Origin of the sequence: Lactobacillus sp. ESL0225 (assembly GCF_003692905.1) — a bacterium.
In the GTDB taxonomy this organism is placed as follows: domain Bacteria; phylum Bacillota; class Bacilli; order Lactobacillales; family Lactobacillaceae; genus Lactobacillus; species Lactobacillus bombicola.
In genome coordinates this window covers 198,600-221,670 of the sequence record NZ_REHK01000010.1, presented here as the reverse complement: position 1 = coordinate 221,670, position 23,071 = coordinate 198,600, and the positions used below count along the sequence as shown (strand labels likewise).

Below are 23,071 nucleotides of genomic sequence, written 5' to 3'. Positions count from 1 at the left end.
TGACCATGTTCTTTACTAAAGCAATGAGGTCTAAAGAATGGAAGATTATGATGTAGTAATTGTTGGTGCTGGTCTTGCTGGGTTTGCCGCAGCAGCCGAAGCTGGTGATCAAGGCTTAAAAACTTTACTTGTTGAAAAAGGAAAAACGACAGGTGGTACAGGTAATTATGTTGAAGGGGTGTTTGCTGCTGATTCAGTAATACAAAAGCAAGAAGATGCGGTTATTGACAAAAAAGAGCTTTTACAAGAAGAATTAAATTATTCTCATTATCGTGCCGATGGCAGAATGTGGCAAAAGTACATTGATCAAGCGGGTACGAATGTTTCTTGGCTTGAAGAGCGAGGCGCTAAAATTACGATGGTTGCCGGACTCGGTGATGGTGCTAAAACATGGCATTTGTTTGAAGGGAAAGGCCATGACGCAATTCATAATGGCTTGGAGCCATATGCCAAAGAAAAAGGTGTGAAGCTGGTTACGCAAACGCGGGTAATCGATTTAAAGCAAGAAACTGATAATTCTTATGAAGTAACTTTACTTCAAATGATTGATGAAAAAGAGCGAGTTGTTAAAGCTAAGAATATAGTTTTGGCAACTGGGGGTTATTTGAACGATCAAGAATTACTAGCCAGCACTGCTCATCAAAATCCGCAAAATATTATTCCTGTTAATTCTGGCAAAAATACCGGTGATGGTCTGCGCTTAGCATGGAATTTGGGTGCCAAGAAATTCTTTACTGGAATGGCAATGATGTTCGGGGGACAATTAAAAGACCCGACCATTCCTGCTTATAAGTTGTGGGGGACAGCGATTTGGAGTTCTGTATGTGATCAACCGCAATGTTGGGTTAATGAAATGGGCGAACGCTTTGTTGATGAAAGCGCAGCGGTTGTTAATTGGGCTAATGAAGGCAATGCTATGAATCGCCAAGATCGAATTTTTTGTATTTTTAGTCAAAAGATCTTAGATGACTTTACAGACAAATCATATCCAAGATCAATGAAGCCTTTTGTACCGGAAGATCGTTATCCAACCTTGCGTGATGATATAGAGCAGGCTGAAAAAGATGGTCGTGAGTACTTACACAAAGCTAATACCCTTGAGGAATTAGCAGAAGAAATCGATACACCAAATCTGGTTTCATACGTAAAACATTACAATGAAATGGCAGCAAACGGCGAAGATACGGATTTCCATAAACCTGCTAAATATCTATTACCTGTTGATGGCAATGGTCCATTTTATGCAATTGAATTAGGTGTTGGAGCCTATACTACAGGTGATGGTTTGCGGGTTAATGTCAATAATCAGGTTTTAGACACTGAAGGACGATTAATTAGAGGCTTATATGCAATTGGTGGTGATGGTTCCGCAGTTCTCTATGGCGATACATACGGTGTTAACGTGCCGGGAACCCATGCTGGATATTGTGTTTTCTCTGGGCGAAATGCTATTCAAAGTATAGTTAATAAGTAATTTTAATAATTAAAAAAACTGTTAAACCATTGAGTAAGGTACTTATGCTGGTTTAGCAGTTTTTATTTGAATTAATTTTTAATAATGTTAGCGAGATCATCACAAACTTGTTCTGTTTGTTTAAGATAGCCTAAACGATCAAAGAACCCATGATCTAGCCCTTTATATAGAATCTCTTGAACTTTTATACTATTTTGGTTAAGTAAATTAGCAAAAAAATGATTACTTGGCAAAAAATAATCAAATTCTGCTTCGATTAAAGTTACAACCGGCATATTGGTAAAGTCAGTTGCATAAACTGGACTAATCAATGGATTGGTAACAGGTTGACTTCTAGCATAGAGTGGACGCATCAAATTATTAATATACATAATTTTATTTATTCTAGTATGGATATAGTCCTGTTGATGTTTATCCATTTCGTAGTTGGCATAGTTCCAGTGATAACTGGTCATAGCTGGTTCTTGTAAGTCTAAAGCGCCATAAATTGAAATAATTTGCTTAATACGATGGCCCTTATCCAATAAACCACATTCAACTGCTAAGTTTCCTCCTGCACTGTCACCAGCAACAAATACTTTTGAATTAGCAAAGCCTAAAGCTTTTTGGTGATTAATAGTCCACGTAAGCGCTTCTAATGTATCCTCAAGAGCGTTAGGAAATGGCGCTTCTGGAGCTAAGCGGTAATCTAGAGAAATCATAGTACAATCAGCCCTTTCAGCAATTAATTTGCACTGGTTAAGCATCATTGTACTGCTACCACCAATAAATCCGCCACCATGTAAATAGAGACAAGCATTTTTAGTGATTTTAGTTTTGGCTGGATGACAAACCAAAGCAGGAATATAACGTTTTTTGCATTTAATTAGAATACTTTTGACAATAACTCTTGTTTTAGTAAGATCTTGATTTGGTGATCCCATTCCCTGTCTAATTGCAGCAAAATCAATCTTTGCAAAGTTAATATTTTTTTCTGCTTTTCTATCAGAAAATGGCTTCTTTTTTTTTGTTCGTTTTAGAACAACTGGATCAAGTAAACCATAATTTTCGCCATAAGCTGAATTTTTAATAATCATTTTAATCACCTAATTAGTTTTCACTAAAAGTTAAAGCAGATTGACCTATTTTACATGAACTGTCAGCATTAAGTAAAACTTTAGTTTTAGCAGTTGAATTCAACAAAGTTATAATAACACAAGAATCGTAACCTGCTGCAGAGATACTGGCAAAGTCAACAGTACACAGCTCATCGCCTTGTTTAACTTTTGTATCTTTTACAATTCCATTTGTGAAATACTTACCATTTAAATCTACAGTATTAATACCAATATGGATTAAATATTGGCGACCATCTGAACAAGTTATACCATACGCATGCATAGATGGATAAGTAGCTGTTACTACACCAGCAATGGGGGCAATAACTTTTTGAGTGGTTAATATAGGCAAAAAGGCAGCACCTTTGCCGAGTGATTCAGAGGAAAAGACTTCATCATCGACATCTGCTAATGGAATTGTTTTGCCATCAACCGGGGCTACTAATTCCTGTTTAGCCCATGATTCTTGTTGTTGATTAGAATTACTGCTATAAGCAGCAGGCTGACTGTCTAATGTATCAGCGATTACTTGTTTATTATTATCAATGCTAGAATCATAGCCAAAGAAGTAAGTCAAAATTGCAGCAATAGCGAATGCCATAAAATATCCGATAACAAACTGGGCAAAGCCATGACCAAAATAAACAGGAAAACTAGGGACACTAGCAACAGCAACTGCGGTTGCTCTAGAACCTGCTGCACCAGCAATTGCACCGCCAATACCACCGCCAATCATTGCCATTAAAAAGGCACGCTTATATTTTACAGTAACGCCATAAATTGCAGGCTCAGAAATACCAAAGAAACCCATTAAAGTGGCTGATGAAGCAATTTTTTTCATATTAGAATCTTTAGTTCTCAAGAAAATCCCCAATGCCGCTCCAGATTGAGAAATAATACTTGGCCCAAAGACTGCTAAGATAGTATCAAAACCATATTTTTGAATATTTGAAAAAATAATTGGGAAAAGCCCCCAGTGAATACCAAAAACTACCATTGCTTGGGCAAAGAAACCAATGAACCCGCCTGCAACTACTTTGCTTAAACCATATAAATACATATAAAAACTAGCAATCCCATCGGCTAAAGCAGAGCCAATTGGTCCAAAAACAATAATTGTTAGAGGCACTAAAATAAGTAAAGATATTAATGGCTCAAAAATACTTTCGACTGATGTTGGAATAACCTTTTTTAACACTTTTTCTAAATAAGATAAGGTGAAAATGGCAAAAATAATTGGGAAAACACTACTTTTAAATGTTGCAATTTCAATTGGAAGATGCATAAATTGAATAGTTTTACCGTATAAGGCAGCAATATTAGGATAAACTAACGCTCCTCCAATTGTAATTGATACAAAAAGATTAGTTTTAAATTTTTGTGCACAGGTAATAGCTAATATCATTGGTAAAAAGTAATACAAACTATCACCAGCAGCGTTGAATATTTCGTAGGTGCCAGAGGTTGCACTCATCCACTTTAATGAAGTAAAAATGGACAGTAATCCCTTGATAATTCCAGAGCCAATTAAAACATACAAAATAGGAGTAAAGATACTTGAAACTAAATCAATTAGAGCATCAAAAATATTTTTGTGCTGTGGTTTAGTTTCCTCTGACTGCTTATTCATATGCAAAATGTCGCTCATTGCATTATAAATGTCAATTACTTTAGGTCCGAAGACAATTTGGTATTGTCCAGCTGCTTTAACAACTGAAATTACACTAGGTAATTTCTCAATTGTTGCGGTCTGAGCTTTCTGTATGTCTTTTAAGGTAAAACGTAGTCTAGTTGCACAGTGTGTACAAGTGATGACATTGTTTTCACCACCCAAATTTTTTAAAACTTGTTGAGCAATTTCTTGATTATTCATTTTTTCCTCTTTTCTCTGTTACTTATGATTTAAAATAATTCGTTGAATATGAATAGTTAAATATGATTGTTCACCAATTGAGAGATCAAAATTTTGCGTTTTTAAGATGTATTCTTTGATTTTTTGCATACATTTAAAAGCTTCTGGCATTTTTTGCGGTAATTCAGAGTAGAAAAAAACTGCTTCTGAGGTTTGTTTTTCTTTGCCTAAGATACGTTTAGTTAAAAATTTCAAATGAATAATGAAACGTGTATATTCTAAAGAATTTTTGTCATATTCAATATTGAAATAATATTTAACAATATTAAGCATATCGGTGACCATTTTAATCGAATCCCCAACATCAAAATTTTGTTCATTAGTTTTTAAATTGTCTGCAATATGAAAGGTCAGCAGTCTTGCTTCATCTACTGTTAAATCAACGTTAAATTCTTTGTTTATTTCCTGTAAAATTTTTAAAGACTGTTGATATATTTTTGGATAAATGTCCTTTACTTCCCATAAAAGGGATGTGTTGACACTCTCGTGGTTCCGATATCTGGAAACGGTAAAATAGATATGATCAGTCAAAGCAATATAAATATTGTCGTCAAATGTTTCATTTAATTTAATTGATAACTTTTTTACAATACGATCAGTAAAGTCTAAGTACTGTAGAGGAATTGTGCCAACAATACTAATTAATTTATTTTGCCGCTCAGCAGTACTTAATTTATACCTTTTTTCTAATCTTTCCTGATCAACTTTATCTCCTCTATTTTTCATAAAGCCAATACCCTTACCAGTCAAAATTTGATCAATACCGTCTTGACCAAAGGCAATAACAGCATTGTTATTCAATTTTTTCTTGATAATCATTTCAAACTCCTTTTGTCACAGTTATTTCCTCCGTAGATAAACAAAAAGGCCCACTAAACCGATTGATTTAGTAGGCCACGCCAGCTTTACCTGTAACTATCCCTATTCTTTTACATTAATCATTATAACCGCTTACAAAATATTAAGCAAATAAAATTTAATCACTTACAATGTTTGTACAAAGAGATAAGTGTATTTTTAAAAAAACTAATTAATTATAATTAAGTATGTATTATTTTTAAACATTTATACTTGCTATAGATTAATCTTGTATTTACTATTAAATAATACTGTTTTTATTATTTCTAAAATAAATTAGCTAATTACTAGTAGGGTATATAACGCTGACATTTAGGGCTATCAGAGACGCTATCAAAATATTTTCTTATCAGAACTTTTTGATGTAATTAATTTTAAAAGTAATATTCATACTTATTTGTTTGTGATAAAGGATGGGTCTTATTAAGTAGGTTATCATATCAAAAGGAATTAAATATCTTTCATTGATGGAAAATAAAAAAGGTTTGACAGAGATACTACTAGTTTGAACTGATTCTACCTTTGAATTAATCTATTTAAAATTTTATTATGAAAGCTAAATTTTTGAATTTGAAAAAGCAAGCGCCAAAAAAATTGTGTGACTTTGTTTAAAAATTAATTTAAGCAGTGATTTGGAACTTAAGCATATTAATTTGTTTTAGGAAAGAGTAAATAATAAAAAGCCAGCATTTTAAATGCTGGCTTTTTTAATTACTGAGAGAATGGACAGTAATACTTTAGGTCTTAATTTGGTTTTGCCCAGTTTGTCTACGGGGCTACTTAATAAAGTGGCTTTTCTGAATAGCAAAAATCAATCTGCATGGCGCCACTTGGCATCAGTCAAAATTCGAGCAATTAATAGACCAATTGGTAGGGCAATGATAATCATTAAAGCATTCATAATCCAATAAGCCCCGATATTAATATTAGTTATCCCAAAATTAAAGACTGCTTGATACATGTATAGGCCTGGAACCATAATTACAATTGCAGGTACAGTAATTGCAATTCTAGGAAAACCAACCTTGTCACGTACAAAACTGGCAAGTAAGCCGGCTAAAAGGGAACCAATAAAAGCAGCCATTGCGGCTGGTATATGGTTAAATTCAACTAAGCTTAACCTTAATGTGTTAGCGATTGCCCCGATTAAAGCGGCAACTAGCGCCATCGAAGGTTTAGAATTAAACATTACTGAGAAGCCAAATACGCCACAAAAACTGGCAAGTAGACGGAAAATAGTTAATAAAAATGGTGTTAAATTAAGTTTAGGCATTGTACCTGGTGCTAAATTGAGTAGCGTTGCCATTCCCCAACCAGCCATTGTAGCAATCATAATGACCAAGATAGCATAAGCCATCCTTTCTAATCCTGAGCGCATATCAAGTTTTGAGAGGTCTAATCCAGAAGTAATAAAGGGAAAGCCCGGAATAACATATAACATGGATCCAATATAGCCATAGGAGTGACTGGCATCCCAAAGCCAAATTTTCTGTCCTAACTTAAAGCAAATAAAATAAACTGCACAAGAAATGGCTACCCCGGTAGCAATTTTGGCTACTAAGGTGATATGATGTTCACCCATTAAGCCTCGAATATAGTTACCAATTAGTGCCCCTAGAAAAGTACAGCTCATTTCTGGTAGTCCACCACCAAGTAAGAAAATGAAGCTAGCACAGGCTATGCCAGCACTTAAAGCTGCAATATACAGGGGGTAGCTACGTGTATGCTGCTCAATTTTTTTAAGATTATAATCAACTTCACCAATAGTTAAGTAATCATTGTCCCGCTCGAACCGTCTAACAAAATCTTCAAGTGCGTTTAGTTTGTTCATATTGACATTGGTTGAAGCTAGTGCCAATGTTTGTGAATAAGATAGGTTATCAGTATCAAAACAAGTATATTCAATTGTCACTAATCCAATATCAGCCGAGCAGGTAATGTCTAATGCGCGTGCAATTGAATTCATTGAGTCACGAACGCGCCAGGCTCCTGTACCACATTCTAAAAGCATCCCCCCAATTCTGCCAACTAACGAACTTTTTTCAACTAGAGTAATATCTTTGATTAGTGTATCATCAGCGCTTTTATAAAAATCTTTCCAATGGATTTTCATATGATGCTTTGCTGATAAATGATGTTGCATATCATTGACTGCCATAATAACTGGGACTTACCTTTCTTAAAAAGTTATATTTATTCTACCACAACTACCAAAAGAGGATTTTAGACTCATTTTGCATAAAAATGAATTATTTTGAGCGAAAATGATTGCTTTTAATGGTTGAACCGCCTAAAATAACCAGAGAGGTGAAGCGGATGCTAACGCAGGAGCGACAAAAATTAATTGAAAACTACGTTAATCAATATGAACTGTGTCATGTCAGTGATTTGTGTAAAATGACTGCAACATCAGAATCTACAATTCGCCGTGATCTAATTCAAATGGAGCATGAAGGGCGAATTAAGCGCGTTCATGGTGGGGCGCAATCCATTAATAATTTTGCTCATGACGTTTCGCAACATATTCGCTTCACAATGAATCACGAACAAAAGATTAGCATTGCTCATTACGCAGTTACCCATTATGTGCATGAAGGAGACTATATTTTTCTAGATGCGGGGACAACTGCCTATGAAATGGTTCCTTTCTTGGCTGAAGTTGGTCAAATTACGCTGATTACTAATGGTTTAGAAACGGCTTTGAGTGCTCTTACTCATAATATTAAGACCATACTTTTGGGAGGCAGAATTAAAGATGATACCCATGCTGTGGTTGGACAAGCGGCACTTGAACAGCTAGAAAATATGAATTTTGCAGCAAGTTTTATCGGTACCAACGGTATAGACCATGCTGGTGGTTTAACTACACCAGATCCTGATGAAGCGAATATCAAAAAAAGAGCGCAATTACGTTCAGATTGTACTTATGTTCTAGCTGATTCGTCTAAAATTGGTGAGCGTAGTTTTGCAATTTTTGGTAATGTAAAGGATGTTACTGTGATTACAAATGTGCTTCAAGCACAACAAAAAGGTTTATTACCTACTAAGATTAATTTAAGGGAGGCCAATTAATGATTTATACAGTCACTGTTAATCCAGCACTTGATTATGTGATTCAATTAGAAAAGGTAAACGGTGGTGAGGTCAATCGAAGCAATAACTGTTCATTTTTAGCGGGAGGTAAAGGGATTAATGTTTCCCAAATCCTAAATCAACTGAAAATTGATAATACAGCTTGGGGTTTTGTCGGTGGCTTTACTGGTAAAGAACTAGTGCAACAATTAAATCAACGCCGTATTGTTAATGACTTTGTGACAATTTCTGATGTTACTCGCGTTAATGTAAAAATTCATGCTGAACAAGAAACTGAAATTAATGCTGCTGGTCCTAAGATTACTGCACAAGAAATTACGGCTTTTAAAGATCGCTTAAGCGATTTAAAACAAGGTGATATTGTAGTTTTAAGTGGATCATTAGCACCAGGCTTACCTGTAGATTTTTATAAACAGTTACTGCCAACAATTAAAGCAGCCGGAGCAGAATTTGTTGTTGATACAACTGGAGTAGCTCTTTTAGATACTTTAGAATATAAGCCATTGGTCATTAAACCTAATCATCATGAATTAGCCGATTTGTTTAACACTAGTTTTAATTCTGATGAAGAGATGTTGACTTGCGCTCATAAATTACTTGAGATGGGTGCACAAAATGTAATGGTGTCAATGGCTGGTAAAGGTGGCTATTTGATTACTCATAATCATTTTTATCATGCTAAAGGAGCAGTTGGTACCGCTATTAATTCTGTTGGTGCCGGCGATTCAATGATTGCTGGCTTTGTTGGAACCTATGTACAAACAGGGGATCCAGCAGAAAGCTTTCGAATTGGAATGGCCTGTGGTGCAGCAACAGCATTTACTAAAGATATTGCAGTTAAAAGTCAAATTGATGCTGTTTTACCACAAATTAAAGTAGAACAGATTTCGTAATGAGGAAAGATTGAAATGAAAATAAGAGATATTTTAGCTCCAGAATCAGTGATTATGTCACTGAAGGCGACTAACAAAGAAGATGCTATTCAAGAAATGGCTGATTTGGAAGTTGAAACTGGAATTGTTAATAATGAAGCTGATTTTATTGCGTCAATTTGGGCACGAGAAAATGAATCAACTACTGGAATTGGTGACGGAATTGCAATGCCACATGCTCGTAATGAGTCAATTAATAAGGCACGCGTACTTTTTGCTAAAAGTGAGCAAGGAATTGACTACAATTCGCTTGATGGTCAACCAGTTTACCTCTTCTTTATGATTGCTGCCCCTGCTGGCGCTGACAATACCCATCTTGAAGCTTTAGCCAAATTATCAAGTTTACTAATTAATCCAGATTTAGTAAGTGCTTTGAAGAAGGCCGAGACACCTGAAGAAGTTATTGCTTTATTCGAAGAAGCGGAAGAAAAAACCGATGCGGCTAAGAAAGCTGAAAATGAAAAACCAGCTAGTGATACTGATCAGCCTTTAATCGTTGGTGTTACGGCATGTATCAATGGTATCGCGCACACATACATGGCTCAAGAAGCTTTAATTAAAGCTGGTAAAAAGCGTGGTGTTGAGGTACGGATTGAGACTAATGGTTCTGAAGGAGTTAAAGATAAGTTAACTGCAGCTGAAATCAGTCGTGCCAAGGGTGTAGTGATTGCTTCTGATAAAAAAGTTGATATGCCCCGCTTTGATGGTAAGCCTTTAGTTAATCGTCCTGTTGTTGATGGTATCAATAAACCAGATGAAATGATTGATAATATTTTAAATGATAAAGCCAGCGTTTATCATTCTGATGGTCAAGTATCAGCTGAAGAAGATAACACCAAGCAAAGCTTCTGGGGTTCAGTATATAAGAACTTGATGAACGGCGTTTCTCATATGCTACCATTTGTCATTGGCGGTGGTATATTGATGGCTATTTCATTCATTATCGAAAACTATGCTGGTGGACCAAAATCGCCAGCCTTCATCTTTTTGAATAATGCTGGTAATATGGCCTTTGCCTTTATGGTGCCTATTTTATCGGGTTATATTGCTGAATCAATCGGTGATTTACCTGCTTTAATGCCGGGATTTGTTGGTGGATTTATGGCAACAGTTTATAGTGGTGCATATGGTGGAGCATATGTGGCTAATGTGGTAACTAATGCAAAATCACCAGCTGGATTTTTGGGTGGACTTGCCTCCGGATTTATTGCTGGATATTTAGTAGTTGGCTTAAAGAAACTATTTGCCAAGCTACCTAAATCTCTAGAAGGTATGAAGCCAATGCTAATTTACCCAATTTTAGGTTTGTTATTGATTGCGCTTATCATGTACTACATTGTTAATCCAATTTTTAGTTCAATTAACTTTGCAATTACTAATTTCCTAAATCAAATGGGGACAGGTAATTTAGTAGTACTAACAACTATTTTAGCAGCGATGATGTCAATCGATATGGGTGGACCTTTCAATAAAGCAGCTTATGTATTTGCGTCTGGTGCTTTTGCTAATGATCCTCATTCAACAGTTGCAGCAGTGATGATGGCTGCTGTAATGGTTGGTGGAATGGTACCCGCTTTTGCGACAGCTATCGGGACTACTTTCTTTAAGGATAAGTTTACTGAAGATGAACGTCGTGCAGGTATTACTAACTGGATTTTAGGTTTCTCATTTATTACTGAAGGAGCAATTCCGTTTGCTGCAGCTGATGCTAAGCATGTTATTCCTTCATGTATTGTTGGGTCAGCAGTAGGTGGAGCTTTAGTTGGTTTTTGGCGGATTGGTGTGCCAGCACCTCATGGTGGTTTATGGGTATCGCCGCTAGCTAACCATATTTTACTTTACTTTGTAGCGACTATTGTAGGTTCAATTGTAGCTGGTGTGATTTTAGGATTGTGGAAGAAGAATATCAATCATAATAATTAACAACATAATATTTAATAAAAAATCTCAATCATTTGGATTGAGATTTTTTATTTGCTGTTTATAACCTAAAATGAGCAATTAAAAATGTTTTGTATATTGTAAAATTAGTATTATGGCATAATAGAGTTAAAATTGGAGTCGTCGAACATAAGTTAAAGAAGTGAGCATAATTTGTTTAATCTATTTATTTTATTGTCAGAGCGATTAGGTCTTATTATGGTTCTGGCATTCATGCTTGTAAATATGCGTTTTTTTAGGAATCTAATTGAAAAAAGAACGCTTAAATCGCAAATATGGTTATTTATAATTTTTTCAATCTTTGTAATTATTTCAAATTTGACGGGGGTAGAGATTTCGAATTCGAAAGAAATTGTAACACCACTTATTATTACTAAAATGTCTCAATCTGATTCGATTGCTAATACAAGAATGTTAGTAATTACTACAGCTAGTTTGACCGGTGGACCTTATGTTGGAATGTTGGTTGGATTAGTGGGTGGCTTACATAGGGTAATTTTTGGTGGCTTTTCTGATTATTTTTATATTGTTAGTTCAATCTTAATTGGATTCTTAATTGGTTTCTTGGGAGATCGTGTTAAAAAAAACAATTTGTACCCGTCTACACTCTGGACAGTAGTTTTAGCATTGCTAGCTGAATTAATTCAGATGGTCTTTATTTTCGTATTTCGTGGTTTTGGATTGGTTAAATTGATTTTTGTTCCGATGATATTGCTTAACTCAATTGGCTCTTACTTGTTTATTGAGATTTTGCAGACTTATTTATCTAATGAAAGACAATTACGAGCGGTTCAAACTAAAGATGTTTTGGAATTAACTAACAAGACACTACCTTATTTTCGCAATGGACTCGATCTTGATTCGGCTAAACACGTTTGTCAAATAATTAAAGAATATACTCATTTTGATGCAGTCGGCTTGACCGATCAAAGAAATGTTTTAGCTCATATTGGCATGGGAGAAGATCACCATATTTCGGGAGAGCCAGTGCTTACTGATATGTCTAAATATGTAATTTCAACTGGAAAGGAGAAGGTGGCGTATTCCAAAAAAGACATTGGCTGCCCTCACAACAATTGCCCCCTGACTTCAGCAATTGTTTGTCCATTAAGAGTTAATGATGCAACAATTGGAGCATTAAAGCTCTACTTACGTGAAGGACGGGAAATGACGGTTGTTGAGGAAAATTTGGTTCGGGGATTAGCGATGATTTTTTCTGGACAATTGGCAATTGGAATTGCTGAACAACAGACCAGCCTAGTTAATGAGGCTGAAATAAGAGCACTTCAGCTCCAAATTAACCCACACTTTTTATTTAATGCGATTAATACCATTGGGGCATTGATGCGGGTAAATGTTGATAAAGCGCACGAAGCATTAATGCAATTAAGTACCTATTTTCGACTCAGTCTTAAAAATGGTCAAAAAAAAGAAATTTCATTAGAACAAGAAAAAAAATATGTTGAAGCATATACAGGAATTGAGACACTCCGCTTCCCTAATAAGTTTTCAATTAATTATCAAATCAAAGTACCGGCTGATACCTTGCTACCACCATTTTGTTTACAAATTTTTATTGAAAATGCCATTAGGCATGCTTTTAAGGGGAGAAAGACCGGAAATAAAATTATGGTTGGTTTGACAAAAAGGGGACAATCTTTGGAAATCAAGGTTAGTGATAATGGAAATGGAATCGATTCAAAAGTTCTTGCTCGTTTAGGACAAGAAGTAATTGATGAATCACGTGGAAGTGGGACCGCACTTTATAATTTAAATCGACGACTGCAAGGGTTATACGGAACGAGTAGCAAACTTAAAATTGTAACTAGTTCTGCTGGTTCAACTTTCAGCATGAAAATACCAATGAAACAAAGTAAAAATATTGAGAAGATAGCAGGAGATTAAGTTGAAAATTTTAGTTGTAGATGATGAACCGTTAGCACGAACGGAATTATTATATTTAATTAAAAAGAGTCCGAGTTTAAAAAATCACCCAGTAACACTTTATCAAGCAGAAGATATTAAAGAAGCTCAAGGAATTTTGCTAAAGTATCCAATTGATTTATTGTTTTTAGATATTTCATTAAATGATGAAAATGGCTTTGAACTTGCAGAAGAATTGAAGCAGTTAGCTCACGCACCACTAATTATTTTTGCCACTGCATATGATGACTATGCGGTTAAGGCTTTTGATATAGGGGCGTTTGACTACATACTCAAGCCATTTGAGCAAAAGAGAATTGACCGTGCTTTAAAAAAAGCTACTGCAAATTTAACAGCTAAATTTCAGAAGACATCAAGTACTGAAAGTGAAGTTCTGATTGTTGAACTTGATGATCGAAATGTGGTAATTAAAAAAGCAAATATAGTTGCTGCTACAGTTAATAACGGAGTATTAACGATTACCACTGTCAAACAAAAGTTTGAAACAAGGAAAACTTTGGCCTGGCTAAAGCAGCATTTAACTGATGTAACATTTGTCCAAGTTCATCGTAACGCTATCGTAAATATTGGAGATATTAAAGAAATTCAGCCGTGGTTTAATCATACCTTATTACTTTTGATGAATAATGGTGTCAAAATTCAAGTAGGTCGATCTTATCGAAAAGAATTAAAAAGAAGGTTAGACATGTAAGGACATAAAATTCACCTTAAGCACCTTGTGAAATCGCTTTTAGGTAATTCGTGGTTTATTTTTTGCAGTTCATCCAATAACCAGATACAATTTTCTCTATTTAGCTTATGGTATTACTTGAAAGCAAGTTGTGAGAGAAAGGGAATGGTTTTTATGGAAGAAAAGAAAGTGAAGTCAGCACCAATTTTGGTTCAGATGTTTATTTATGCTGCAATCTTATTTGTGTCACAAATGATTTCAGATTTGATGCCGAGGTCATTTCCGGTACCAACACCAGTGATTGGATTGATTCTACTTTATGTGTTATTAACTACTAAAGTGATTAAGATAGAATGGGTTGACTCTTTTGGCAGTGTCCTAATTTCTTTAATTGGTTTTATGTTTGTTCCATCAGGAATTTCATTAGCGGCTAACTTAAAAATTATGAAAGCACAAGGAATACAGTTAATAATTGTAATTGTAGCAGCTACAATTATTTTGTTAGTGGTTATTGCATATACAACCAGATTTTTTAGTTGGCTTATTAATAAAATAACCGAGAGCCAGGTAAATATACAGCATAAAAAGAAAATAGGAGATGTTAAGTAATGAAATTTATAACTAATCCGTTATTTGGAGTTTTCCTATCATTGATTGTTTTCTTGATTGGTCAATGGCTATTCAAAAAGTCTAACGGCTTCTTTCTTTTCCAGCCTCTATTTGTGGGGATGATTTTAGGAATTGCTGTTTTAGTAGTTCTAGCAAAATTCTTCAATACAACTACAGCAATAGTTTATACTCAAGCCTATAAACCCGGTGGAGATATCATTTTTTGGTTTATTACCCCAGCAACAATTGCTTTCGCTGTCCCTTTGTACAAACGTAACGATGTTGTTAAGAAAAACTGGCTAGTAATTTTACTTGGCTTAGTTGTTGGTACATTTATTTCGATGATATTAATTACGCTTGTTTCTAAAGCAGTTGGTCTTGATAATGTAGGCATTAAGTCAATGCTTAGCCAATCAGCTACCACTGCAGTAGCAATGCCGTTAACTAAGGCAATTGGTGGTAATACTTCAGTAACTGCAATGGCTTGCATTATCAATGCAGTTGTTATTTATGCCCTTGGTAAGCAACTAGTGAGATGGTTTAATCTCAATGAAGATCCTTTAGGTGCAGGCTTAGGATTAGGAACATCTGGTCACACAGTTGGTTCGGCTTTTGCCTTAGAACTGGGATCTGTTCAAGGAGCGATGGCATCCGTTGCTGTTGTTGCAACTGCTTTAGTTGATAATTTGTTAGTTCCAGTCTTTAGTCATATGATTGGATTATAGTTGTTAAAAATTTGTATTATGTTTACTTACACTGGAAACGTACTGGCTATCAAGTGCGTTTTTTGTTTTATAAAAATTAAATTTAATTTATCATGATAAAGAAAAAATTACTGAAATACAATATTAATTGGCTTGTTAGCAATGTTTAAAATGCGTCACTTAAATAGTGGCGCATTTTTAGTGTATAATAGTTATTAATAGTAAGTGGCTATTAAATTTTGTTAGATTTGCTGGTCGCGTTATTTAAAAATATTATAAAAAGGAACGACAATAATAATGAATTTTAAATTTAAAAAATTATTTACTTTAACCACTTTGCTAGGGCTTATAGTATTAACTTTGACTGCTTGTACGCAAACGCCAAAGAAAAATACCAAAATGACAATTGTGACAACAACTAATGTTTATGCAGATATTGCCAAAAATGTAGTTGGCAAATACGGTACGGCAGAAGCGATTATTAAAAATCCGAATTCCGATCCGCATGACTTTGAACCAACAACAAATGATGCTAAGAAATTGGCAAGTGCAGATATAATAGTCGCAAACGGTTTAGGATATGATAGTTGGATGAATAAGCTAGCTTCTTCAGTTGATAAAAAGCCGGTTCTAGTCGGTGAAGAATTATTAGGATTAAAGAAAGGAGCTAATCCGCATATTTGGTTTGATTTGGCAATGCCCAAAAAATATGTCGATGATTTAGTTCAGCGATTAAGTAAGAAAGATCCTACGCATGCAAGTTATTATCGTAAAAATGGGCAAGCATACTTGGCTAAAATCAAAGATATTCAACAAAATGTTAATCAACTTGAGCAACATCATTCGAAGCCTGTCTATGTCAGTGAACCAGTATTTGATTATGCACTCCAAGCTGGTAATTTTAAAATAGCAAATCAAGATTTTGAAAAAGCAATTCAAAATAATACTGATCCTAGTCCAGCAACTATTCAGCAAATGACTGCCGGTATTAAGAAACACAAAATTGCTTTCTTTGTAGTTAACTCACAAACGTCTAGTACAACAGTAAATAACTTTGTGCGTCTAGCACAAAAGGAAAAAATTCCCGTTTTAAAAGTACGAGAAACCATTCCAGTTAAAACTACCTATCTTGATTGGATGACGGATAATTATCATAGCTTAGCTAAAATTGCTAAACAATAGTTATACGAGGAAAGAGAAAATGAAAAAAATTATTGCAGTTTTAGCGTTAGCAACAGGGTTAATTGTTGGTAGCACAGAAACTATGGCTAAGCCAATTACTGTTAAAGCTGATAAAATCAATGATCTGGCTAAGCAGAATACATATAGTGGTTTGACTTATCTTTATAAAATGTTGCAGCAAGAAGGTATACCGTATAACTGCTTTTATGCTGATAATCCCCTCTATTATCGTAAGGGTAAGCCAGAAGGGGTGGTAATTCATGAAACTGCGACGCCTAATGCAAGTGCTCATGATGAAGCAATTTATTTCAATCGTGAATGGATGAATATGTACTCATATGTTCATGCTTTTGTTGATCATAATGGGGTAATTCAGATGATGACACCTAATTATGGCGTTTGGGGAGCAGGTCCTAATGCTAATAATCGCTTCTTTCAAGTAGAATTATGTCAAGAAAATAATATTAATGATTTTGCGAAAAGCATAAATAATGATGCAATTTATGTGGCACAAATAATGCATAGGTATAATATTACGCCAACTAATGCAGTCCATGATGGCAATGGAACAGTATGGTCACATAGTGCCGTCTCTAAGTTCTTGGGGGGAACAGATCATGGTGATCCTGATGGCTATTTTGCTAAATGGGGCTATTCAATGGATAGTTTCTTTGATTTAATTAAATATTATTATGATCAATTAGACAATACAGGTGCCAATACTGGAACTGGTAGTAGCAATAGTGGAGCTGGCAATACTCCTAGCGACAATGGCAATAATAACACTGGACAGACCCCTAATGATAATAATGGTACAGATAATAATTCAACTGATAAAGTATTACCTAAACCAGTTGGTACCAAGATTTTGTTGCATGATGCCCTAATTTATGATGGTAATGGTCGGGCAACAACTGAGCCCTTGAAAAAAGCTGGTGCTAAGTTGACAATTTATGGTGATAAGATTATTAAAGGGCGGAAATTTTTACAAATTGACCTTAACAAGTATGTTGTTGCTAGCAATGTTGAGGGGAGTTTAAGGCATTTAACCCATAATGCTTTTGTTTATGATGGTAATGGTTATCGCGTTAAGGTTGGAAAATTACTTCGTGGAATTGATTTGCGCACGTATGGTGGTGCAGTAAAAATCCAAAGTAGTAAATATTATCCAATTGGTTTAAATCAATTTGTTAAAGTTGGTAATTTTAAATAATTAAGTAAGGAGTGCAAATTGGCTGATATTTTGGAAGTAAGTCATTTATCTATGAAATTTGATAAAAAGACGATTTTTTCGGATTTAAGTTTTAAACTGAAACAGGGTTCTATGACTGCACTCTTAGGTCCAAATGGGACAGGAAAAACAACTTTAATCAATATTTTAATGAATATGTTAGTGCCTACATCTGGTAGTTTTGCGTTTGCGAAGACGGTTAGTTTAGGGTATGTACCGCAATTTCGTAATATTGATGCAGAGTATCCGCTGTCAATTGAAGCCTTTGTTGGTTTAAATTCTGCCATTTTTAAAACCAAGAAAACTAAGTCTGCTATTAAAAAGCAACTAGAAGAGACGAATTTATACAAAATCAGACATACAAGAATGGGCGAGGCATCTGGAGGGCAAAAGCAACGGGCTTATTTAGCCCAAGCGCTTCTAGACAACCCTAATATGATTATTTTAGATGAAGCAACAGCTAGTCTGGATCCTTTAGCTAAAGATGAATTAATGCAACTAATTAAGCATCTTAATGAAAAGCATAAGATAACTGTTTTATTTGTGACGCATGATGTGCCGTTGGCCCGTAAATATATGCAAGATTACCTTTACTTAAATAATCGCCAAATCGAGCAAGGTAAAATAAGCCAATTTGAGGAGGCGTATGAATAATGTTTGCATTTGACTTTATGCGTAATGCTTTTTTAGCGAGTACTTTTATTGCAATAACTTGTGGTACGGTAGGCGTCTATGTTGTTTCACGTAATTTTAGTTTTCTGGCACATACGCTATCGGAAATTGGCTTTGCTGGAGCAGCTTTTGCAGTTTGGCTGGGAATAAGTCCACTTTGGGGGATGTTATTGTTTACCTTGCTTGGATCAATTAGCGTGGGTGAATTATCACTGCGAAGTGAGCAAAAAGAATCATCAATTAGTGCAATTTCTGCTTTGTTTATTGGCTTAGGTGTTTTATTTTTAGCGATTTCTGGTAGTAACAGCAATTATGCGACTAACATTTTATTTGGTAGTATTATTGGTGTTGATAAGCAAGGAGTTTTACAACTGATTATATTATCAGTAATTGTTCTAATGTTAATCTTTGGAATGCAAAAATCGTTAAATTTTGATTCCTTTGACCATATTGGTGCAGTTGCACACGGCATAAAAACTGGAATAGTTAGCTTAGTATTTTTAGTAGCTTTAGCCATGTCTGTTTCTATTGGTGCGCAAATAGTTGGTTCGCTTTTGGTGTTTATTTTATTGACTTTACCACCAGCCACAGCCAATTATCTTGGTAAAACTGTTCCCAGTATGATTGCTTGGTCAGTCTTCTTTGCCCTAATTGGAGTCTGGCTAGGATTATATCTGGGTTTTATTACTAATTTACCAGTAACCTTTTTTATTGCTGTAATTGAAGTAGCTATTTACTTAGTAATTTACTTTATTAATATGTTTAGACATAATTTGTGATTTAAAGTAGCGATGTTATTATTAATTACCTATATTGTGAAAAAATAAGCAATGATAAGACCATTATTAAAGCTAATTTTATTTTATTTCACTAACTCTAGAAAGCTCTTTCATGTATAATAGTATTTAGATAGTTATACATGTAAAGGAGTTTTTTTTATGACAGCTTATTATAATGATTTTCCCCAAAGTGACCGTGATGAATATATAAAGATGATTAACCTTGACGAACTTGAGGAACGGGCCAAAAAAGTAATGCCAGAAGGGGCGTACTACTACATTGCATCAGGTTCAGAAAATGAATGGACATGGCGAAATAATACCGTTGCTTTTAATCATTTTCAGATTGTTCCGCGCGCTTTGACTAATATGGCAGATCCGCAGCTTGATACCGATTTTATGGGAATGAAGTTGAAGACACCAATAATGATTTCACCGATTGCATGTCATGGAATTGCACATCAAGATGCGGAAGTGGCTACTCAAAAAGGAGCAGCCGCAGCAGGAGCATTGTTTAGTTCGAGTACCTATGCTAATAAGAGTGTAGAAGACATTGCTGCAGCTGCTCCTGAGGCACCACGCTTTTTTCAGCTTTATTTAAGTAAAGATTGGAATTTTAATCAAATGGTCTTTGATGCAATTAAAAAAGCAGGCTATCAAGGTATCTTTTTAACTGTAGATGCGCTAGTTTCTGGCTTTCGTGAAGCTAATCTACGCACACAATTCGCCTTTCCAGTTCCCCTAGACTTTTTCACTCGCTATCAAGGTACAAAAGGAGAGGGGCAAACTGTTGCTCAAATGTATGCCTCTTCTGCCCAAAAGATAGGTCCTGAAGATGTTAAGCGGATTAAGGAAATGTCCGGGTTGCCAGTCTTCATTAAGGGAGTTGTCTGTGCTGAAGATGCCTATTTAGCAATGGGAGCTGGTGCTGATGGAATTGTTGTTACCAACCATGGCGGTCGTGAAATTGATGGTGGACCAGCAACAATTGATATGCTACCTGAAATTGCTAAGGCGGTTGACCATCGTGTACCAATTGTTTTTGACTCGGGTGTTCGCCGCGGTTCACATGTTTTTAAAGCATTAGCACTAGGAGCAGATTTAGTCGGAATTGGGCGACCATATCTTTATGGTTTGGCTTTAGGTGGAGCTAAAGGAGTGCAATCAGTAATTGAGCAATTAAATAAGGAACTTTTGATTGATATGCAATTGACGGGTTGTAAAACTGTTGCTGATATTCAGCATGCTAAAATCACTAATATTAATTATACGGCTGATAATTTAAGCTCAAATACAGACCCTGAAAGAATCAAGCCTTATCCTGTAACTAAGGAAAACCAACTTAAAGCTGGCGGCATGGATACTGTTTCAGGTGCATCTCATTCATAATTAATTGTTTTTGCCTGTTGATGGGCTTTGTTTAATTTTGAAAAAGATTACTATTGTAAAAATTGATAAAAACCCCGAAGTTGTCTTAACTTCGGAGTTTTTATTATAATCAAATTTAGGAGACTTACTAAAATATTGAAATTCAAATTGTAATTCTATAAAATAAATTAAATTATAATTATGTTTATTTATTTTTGTTATCAATTAACTAAAATAATCTAATTAAATTATTATATTTTTTGTGGCAGGTTCTTTGGATTACTGCTATCTATGTCGAATTTTGAATTAGTCGTTGTGCTTTTATTTTTTGATTATTATAATTATTTTTATTACATACACGGAGGAAAAACAATGAAAAAAGCATGGAAATGGCTTGAAAGTATTCTATTGTTGATGATACTACTAACCATAATCCCGCAAAATGTTGGTGCTGCTAGTAAAACAGGACCCAAGGTGACAGATAATTATTTACAAAAAGTCAAACAAAAAGGCGAACTGATAATGGGGACTAGTCCTGATTTTCCTCCATATGAATTTGTTAAAAATATTAATGGCAAGTCGAAAGTTGAGGGAATCGATGTTGAAATCGGAAAAAAGGTGGCGCGTGATTTAGGTGTTAAGCTAGTTGTCCGAACAATGGACTTTGATTCATTACTGGTAGCATTAGAAACCGGCAAAATTGATATGGTTATTTCCGGTATGGATGCAACGCCAAAACGGGCACAAAGTGTAGACTTCAGTCATGCATATTACAAAAGTGGCCAGGATCTTTTAATCAGAACTTCCGACAAGAATAAATATCATGATTATCACTCATTTGCCGGCAAGGCAATTGGTGCACAAACCGGTAGTTTACAGGCTACGCTTATTAAAGAGCAGGCTAAAAAAGTTACATTAAAAACAATGGATAAAGATAGTGATTTGATTTTAGGTTTGCAAACTAAAAAGTTTGATGCGGTTGCTGTTGATACGGCTACTGCCGGTGCTTTTGCGAAGAATACTTCTAGTATTACTGCTATTCCATCAGGCTTTAAGGTTGATTCAGCTGGCTCAGCAATTGCTTTTCATAAAGGGGCAAAGAGCTTAGTAAATGCAGCTAATAAGTCGATAGCAGAAATTAAACAAAAAGACCTGATTAATCAGGTTTATTTACCCAAAGCTGGTAAATATTTGACCAATGGTAAAAACCAAAAGGCTGCTAAGGCCTCTAATTCAATGTGGGCATATAAGGATTTCTTTATAGCTGGTGTGGGGTATACTTTATTTATTTCAGCAATTTCGGTTTTCTTCGGCTTCTTACTTGGCGCAATCTTAGCGCTAATGCGGTTAAGCCATAATCAATTTGCTCATACAATTGCTACGGCTTATATTGAATTTGTCCGAGGAACGCCATTAATGGTACAGTTGCTTTTTATTTATTTTGGGTTAGGGCTAATTATTAATATTCCAGCACTATTATCAGGAATTATTGCTGTTGCTCTTAATTCAGCTGCTTATGTGGCTGAAGTAATTCGTTCGGGGGTTAGTTCAATTGCCAAAGGACAAACAGAGGCTTCACGTTCATTAGGGCTTTCTCGCTCAGCAACAATGCGCTATGTGATTATGCCTCAAGCAATGAAAAATATTTGGCCAGCACTTGGTAATGAATTTGTTTCCCTTATTAAAGAAAGTTCAATTGTATCGGTCATTGGAGTTAAAGACTTAATTTATCAATCAAGAATTGTTCAGGCGGATACTTATCGAGGTGTTATGCCCTTAGTCATCACGATGATTTTATACTTTATTATTACTTTTAGTTTATCCAGTTTAATGAAAGTATTTGAAAGGAAAATGAAACATGACTAATGAGACAGTGATTAAAGTTGAACATTTAAAAAAATCGTTTGGTCAAAATGACATTTTAAAGGATATTAATGCTGAGGTTCGGGATGGTCAGGTTATTTGTTTAGTTGGACCATCTGGTGCTGGTAAAAGTACCTTTTTACGTTGTATTAACTTGTTGGATCAGCCAACTGCGGGGAAAGTTTTATTTAAAAACAAAGAATTAACAGCTTTAAGTGAAAATCAACTTGACACTTTACGTGAAAAAATGGGTATGGTTTTTCAACAGTTTAATTTATTTCCCCATATGAATATTATTGAAAATATTAAGTTAGCTCCGATGAAAGTTAAGCATGTTAGTGATAAAGAGGCTACAGCAAAGGGAATTGAGCTCTTAAAACAAGTGGGACTGGAAGATAAGGCTGATACTTTTCCGGCCAGTCTTTCTGGAGGGCAACAACAGCGAGTTGCTATTGCGCGGGCCTTAGCAATGGGACCAGAAGTAATGTTATTTGATGAACCTACATCTGCACTTGATCCTGAGATGGTTGGTGAAGTTCTTAAAGTAATGCAGGATTTAGCTAAAAAAGGGATGACAATGGTTGTTGTAACGCATGAGATGGGTTTTGCCAAAAATGTGGCTGATGAAATTTGGTTTATGGCAGATGGTTATATCCAAGAAAAAGCGAAACCAGAAGAATTTTTCTCACAACCAAAAACACAAAGGGCTCAAGACTTTTTGGCGAAGGTATTAGAAACGTAA

Annotated in this window: 19 protein-coding genes; 15 read left to right on the top strand and 4 right to left on the bottom strand. The window is 35.2% G+C overall.

All coding sequences use genetic code 11. The features are described 5' to 3' along the window. Nucleotides 1–37: 37 nt before the first annotated feature. Nucleotides 38–1,474, top strand: a complete 1,437-nt coding sequence (locus tag F5ESL0225_RS07100; protein ID WP_122024977.1) for an FAD-dependent oxidoreductase — start codon at nt 38–40, stop codon at nt 1,472–1,474. Nucleotides 1,475–1,545: 71 nt separating this feature from the next. On the opposite strand, the gene F5ESL0225_RS07095 is transcribed toward F5ESL0225_RS07100, so the two are convergent. The 4 genes from F5ESL0225_RS07095 to F5ESL0225_RS07080 form a co-directional block, all read right to left on the bottom strand. After that, nucleotides 1,546–2,550 (bottom strand): alpha/beta hydrolase, encoded by a 1,005-nt coding sequence (locus F5ESL0225_RS07095; RefSeq protein WP_122024976.1) that lies wholly within the window; start codon nt 2,548–2,550, stop codon nt 1,546–1,548. Nucleotides 2,551–2,563: 13 nt separating this feature from the next. After that, complete coding sequence (locus F5ESL0225_RS07090) at nt 2,564–4,444, bottom strand: beta-glucoside-specific PTS transporter subunit IIABC (protein WP_122024975.1); 1,881 nt, start codon at nt 4,442–4,444, stop codon at nt 2,564–2,566. Between the two features lie 18 nt (nt 4,445–4,462). After that, nucleotides 4,463–5,302 (bottom strand): PRD domain-containing protein, encoded by an 840-nt coding sequence (locus F5ESL0225_RS07085; RefSeq protein ID WP_122024974.1) that lies wholly within the window; start codon nt 5,300–5,302, stop codon nt 4,463–4,465. Nucleotides 5,303–6,152: 850 nt separating this feature from the next. Continuing rightward, entirely contained in the window at nt 6,153–7,499 is a 1,347-nt protein-coding gene (locus F5ESL0225_RS07080) for a threonine/serine exporter ThrE family protein (protein ID WP_122022250.1), read from the bottom strand. A gap of 158 nt (nt 7,500–7,657) precedes the next feature. Here F5ESL0225_RS07080 and F5ESL0225_RS07075 point away from each other — a divergent pair, with 158 nt between their 5' ends. The 14 genes from F5ESL0225_RS07075 to F5ESL0225_RS07010 all read left to right on the top strand — a co-directional run bounded on the left by F5ESL0225_RS07075 (nt 7,658) and on the right by F5ESL0225_RS07010 (nt 23,071). Further along, a complete protein-coding gene (locus tag F5ESL0225_RS07075) occupies nt 7,658–8,413 on the top strand; it encodes a DeoR/GlpR family DNA-binding transcription regulator (protein ID WP_122024973.1) in 756 nt (251 codons plus the stop codon). After that, nucleotides 8,413–9,327 carry a 1-phosphofructokinase gene (pfkB, locus tag F5ESL0225_RS07070; RefSeq protein WP_122048147.1) on the top strand — a complete coding sequence of 305 codons (915 nt, stop codon included), beginning with the start codon at nt 8,413–8,415 and terminating at the stop codon, nt 9,325–9,327. Before F5ESL0225_RS07075 ends, pfkB begins: the two co-directional genes overlap by 1 nt. Before the next feature lie 15 nt (nt 9,328–9,342). Further along, on the top strand, nt 9,343–11,289 hold the full coding sequence (locus F5ESL0225_RS07065) for a fructose-specific PTS transporter subunit EIIC (RefSeq protein WP_122048146.1): 1,947 nt from the start codon (nt 9,343–9,345) through the stop codon (nt 11,287–11,289). Between the two features lie 216 nt (nt 11,290–11,505). Beyond that, nucleotides 11,506–13,212 carry a LytS/YhcK type 5TM receptor domain-containing protein gene (locus F5ESL0225_RS07060; protein WP_199716458.1) on the top strand — a complete coding sequence of 569 codons (1,707 nt, stop codon included), beginning with the start codon at nt 11,506–11,508 and terminating at the stop codon, nt 13,210–13,212. A 1-nt stretch (nt 13,213) separates the two neighbouring features. Further along, nucleotides 13,214–13,942, top strand: a complete 729-nt coding sequence (locus F5ESL0225_RS07055) for a LytTR family transcriptional regulator DNA-binding domain-containing protein (protein ID WP_122048144.1) — start codon at nt 13,214–13,216, stop codon at nt 13,940–13,942. Nucleotides 13,943–14,095: 153 nt separating this feature from the next. Further along, the gene (locus F5ESL0225_RS07050) at nt 14,096–14,530 is read left to right on the top strand and encodes a CidA/LrgA family protein (protein WP_122024968.1); all 435 of its coding nucleotides are present in this window, start codon (nt 14,096–14,098) and stop codon (nt 14,528–14,530) included. Then, on the top strand, nt 14,530–15,255 hold the full coding sequence (locus F5ESL0225_RS07045; RefSeq protein WP_122022244.1) for an LrgB family protein: 726 nt from the start codon (nt 14,530–14,532) through the stop codon (nt 15,253–15,255). The genes F5ESL0225_RS07050 and F5ESL0225_RS07045 overlap by 1 nt, the downstream gene beginning before the upstream one ends. A 273-nt stretch (nt 15,256–15,528) precedes the next feature. Then, nucleotides 15,529–16,416: a metal ABC transporter solute-binding protein, Zn/Mn family gene (locus F5ESL0225_RS07040; protein ID WP_370466423.1), complete on the top strand. Its 888-nt coding sequence runs from the start codon at nt 15,529–15,531 to the stop codon at nt 16,414–16,416. 19 nt (nt 16,417–16,435) lie between these two features. Next, nucleotides 16,436–17,629 (top strand): SLAP domain-containing protein, encoded by a 1,194-nt coding sequence (locus F5ESL0225_RS07035; protein ID WP_122024966.1) that lies wholly within the window; start codon nt 16,436–16,438, stop codon nt 17,627–17,629. A gap of 51 nt (nt 17,630–17,680) precedes the next feature. Next, a complete protein-coding gene (locus F5ESL0225_RS07030; RefSeq protein ID WP_122025077.1) occupies nt 17,681–18,301 on the top strand; it encodes a metal ABC transporter ATP-binding protein in 621 nt (206 codons plus the stop codon). Further along, entirely contained in the window at nt 18,301–19,098 is a 798-nt protein-coding gene (locus F5ESL0225_RS07025) for a metal ABC transporter permease (protein ID WP_122022241.1), read from the top strand. The genes F5ESL0225_RS07030 and F5ESL0225_RS07025 overlap by 1 nt, the downstream gene beginning before the upstream one ends. Nucleotides 19,099–19,257: 159 nt before the next feature. Further along, entirely contained in the window at nt 19,258–20,487 is a 1,230-nt protein-coding gene (locus tag F5ESL0225_RS07020; RefSeq protein ID WP_122048142.1) for a lactate oxidase, read from the top strand. Nucleotides 20,488–20,838: 351 nt separating this feature from the next. Continuing rightward, complete coding sequence (locus tag F5ESL0225_RS07015; RefSeq protein WP_122048141.1) at nt 20,839–22,332, top strand: ABC transporter substrate-binding protein/permease; 1,494 nt, start codon at nt 20,839–20,841, stop codon at nt 22,330–22,332. Beyond that, nucleotides 22,325–23,071 carry an amino acid ABC transporter ATP-binding protein gene (locus F5ESL0225_RS07010; protein ID WP_122022238.1) on the top strand — a complete coding sequence of 249 codons (747 nt, stop codon included), beginning with the start codon at nt 22,325–22,327 and terminating at the stop codon, nt 23,069–23,071. Before F5ESL0225_RS07015 ends, F5ESL0225_RS07010 begins: the two co-directional genes overlap by 8 nt.

Excerpts from the sequence above, each read along its gene's own strand:
- F5ESL0225_RS07100 (WP_122024977.1), top strand. The coding sequence starts at position 38 with ATGGAAGATTATGATGTAGTAATTGTTGGTGCTGGTCTTGCTGGGTTT.
- F5ESL0225_RS07095 (WP_122024976.1), bottom strand. The coding sequence starts at position 2,550 with ATGATTATTAAAAATTCAGCTTATGGCGAAAATTATGGTTTACTTGAT.
- F5ESL0225_RS07090 (WP_122024975.1), bottom strand. The coding sequence starts at position 4,444 with ATGAATAATCAAGAAATTGCTCAACAAGTTTTAAAAAATTTGGGTGGT.
- F5ESL0225_RS07085 (WP_122024974.1), bottom strand. The coding sequence starts at position 5,302 with ATGATTATCAAGAAAAAATTGAATAACAATGCTGTTATTGCCTTTGGT.
- F5ESL0225_RS07080 (WP_122022250.1), bottom strand. The coding sequence starts at position 7,499 with ATGGCAGTCAATGATATGCAACATCATTTATCAGCAAAGCATCATATG.
- F5ESL0225_RS07075 (WP_122024973.1), top strand. The coding sequence starts at position 7,658 with ATGCTAACGCAGGAGCGACAAAAATTAATTGAAAACTACGTTAATCAA.
- pfkB (WP_122048147.1), top strand. The coding sequence starts at position 8,413 with ATGATTTATACAGTCACTGTTAATCCAGCACTTGATTATGTGATTCAA.
- F5ESL0225_RS07065 (WP_122048146.1), top strand. The coding sequence starts at position 9,343 with ATGAAAATAAGAGATATTTTAGCTCCAGAATCAGTGATTATGTCACTG.
- F5ESL0225_RS07060 (WP_199716458.1), top strand. The coding sequence starts at position 11,506 with ATGGTTCTGGCATTCATGCTTGTAAATATGCGTTTTTTTAGGAATCTA.
- F5ESL0225_RS07050 (WP_122024968.1), top strand. The coding sequence starts at position 14,096 with ATGGAAGAAAAGAAAGTGAAGTCAGCACCAATTTTGGTTCAGATGTTT.
- F5ESL0225_RS07045 (WP_122022244.1), top strand. The coding sequence starts at position 14,530 with ATGAAATTTATAACTAATCCGTTATTTGGAGTTTTCCTATCATTGATT.
- F5ESL0225_RS07035 (WP_122024966.1), top strand. The coding sequence starts at position 16,436 with ATGAAAAAAATTATTGCAGTTTTAGCGTTAGCAACAGGGTTAATTGTT.
- F5ESL0225_RS07030 (WP_122025077.1), top strand. The coding sequence starts at position 17,681 with ATGAAATTTGATAAAAAGACGATTTTTTCGGATTTAAGTTTTAAACTG.
- F5ESL0225_RS07025 (WP_122022241.1), top strand. The coding sequence starts at position 18,301 with ATGTTTGCATTTGACTTTATGCGTAATGCTTTTTTAGCGAGTACTTTT.
- F5ESL0225_RS07020 (WP_122048142.1), top strand. The coding sequence starts at position 19,258 with ATGACAGCTTATTATAATGATTTTCCCCAAAGTGACCGTGATGAATAT.
- F5ESL0225_RS07015 (WP_122048141.1), top strand. The coding sequence starts at position 20,839 with ATGAAAAAAGCATGGAAATGGCTTGAAAGTATTCTATTGTTGATGATA.
- F5ESL0225_RS07010 (WP_122022238.1), top strand. The coding sequence starts at position 22,325 with ATGACTAATGAGACAGTGATTAAAGTTGAACATTTAAAAAAATCGTTT.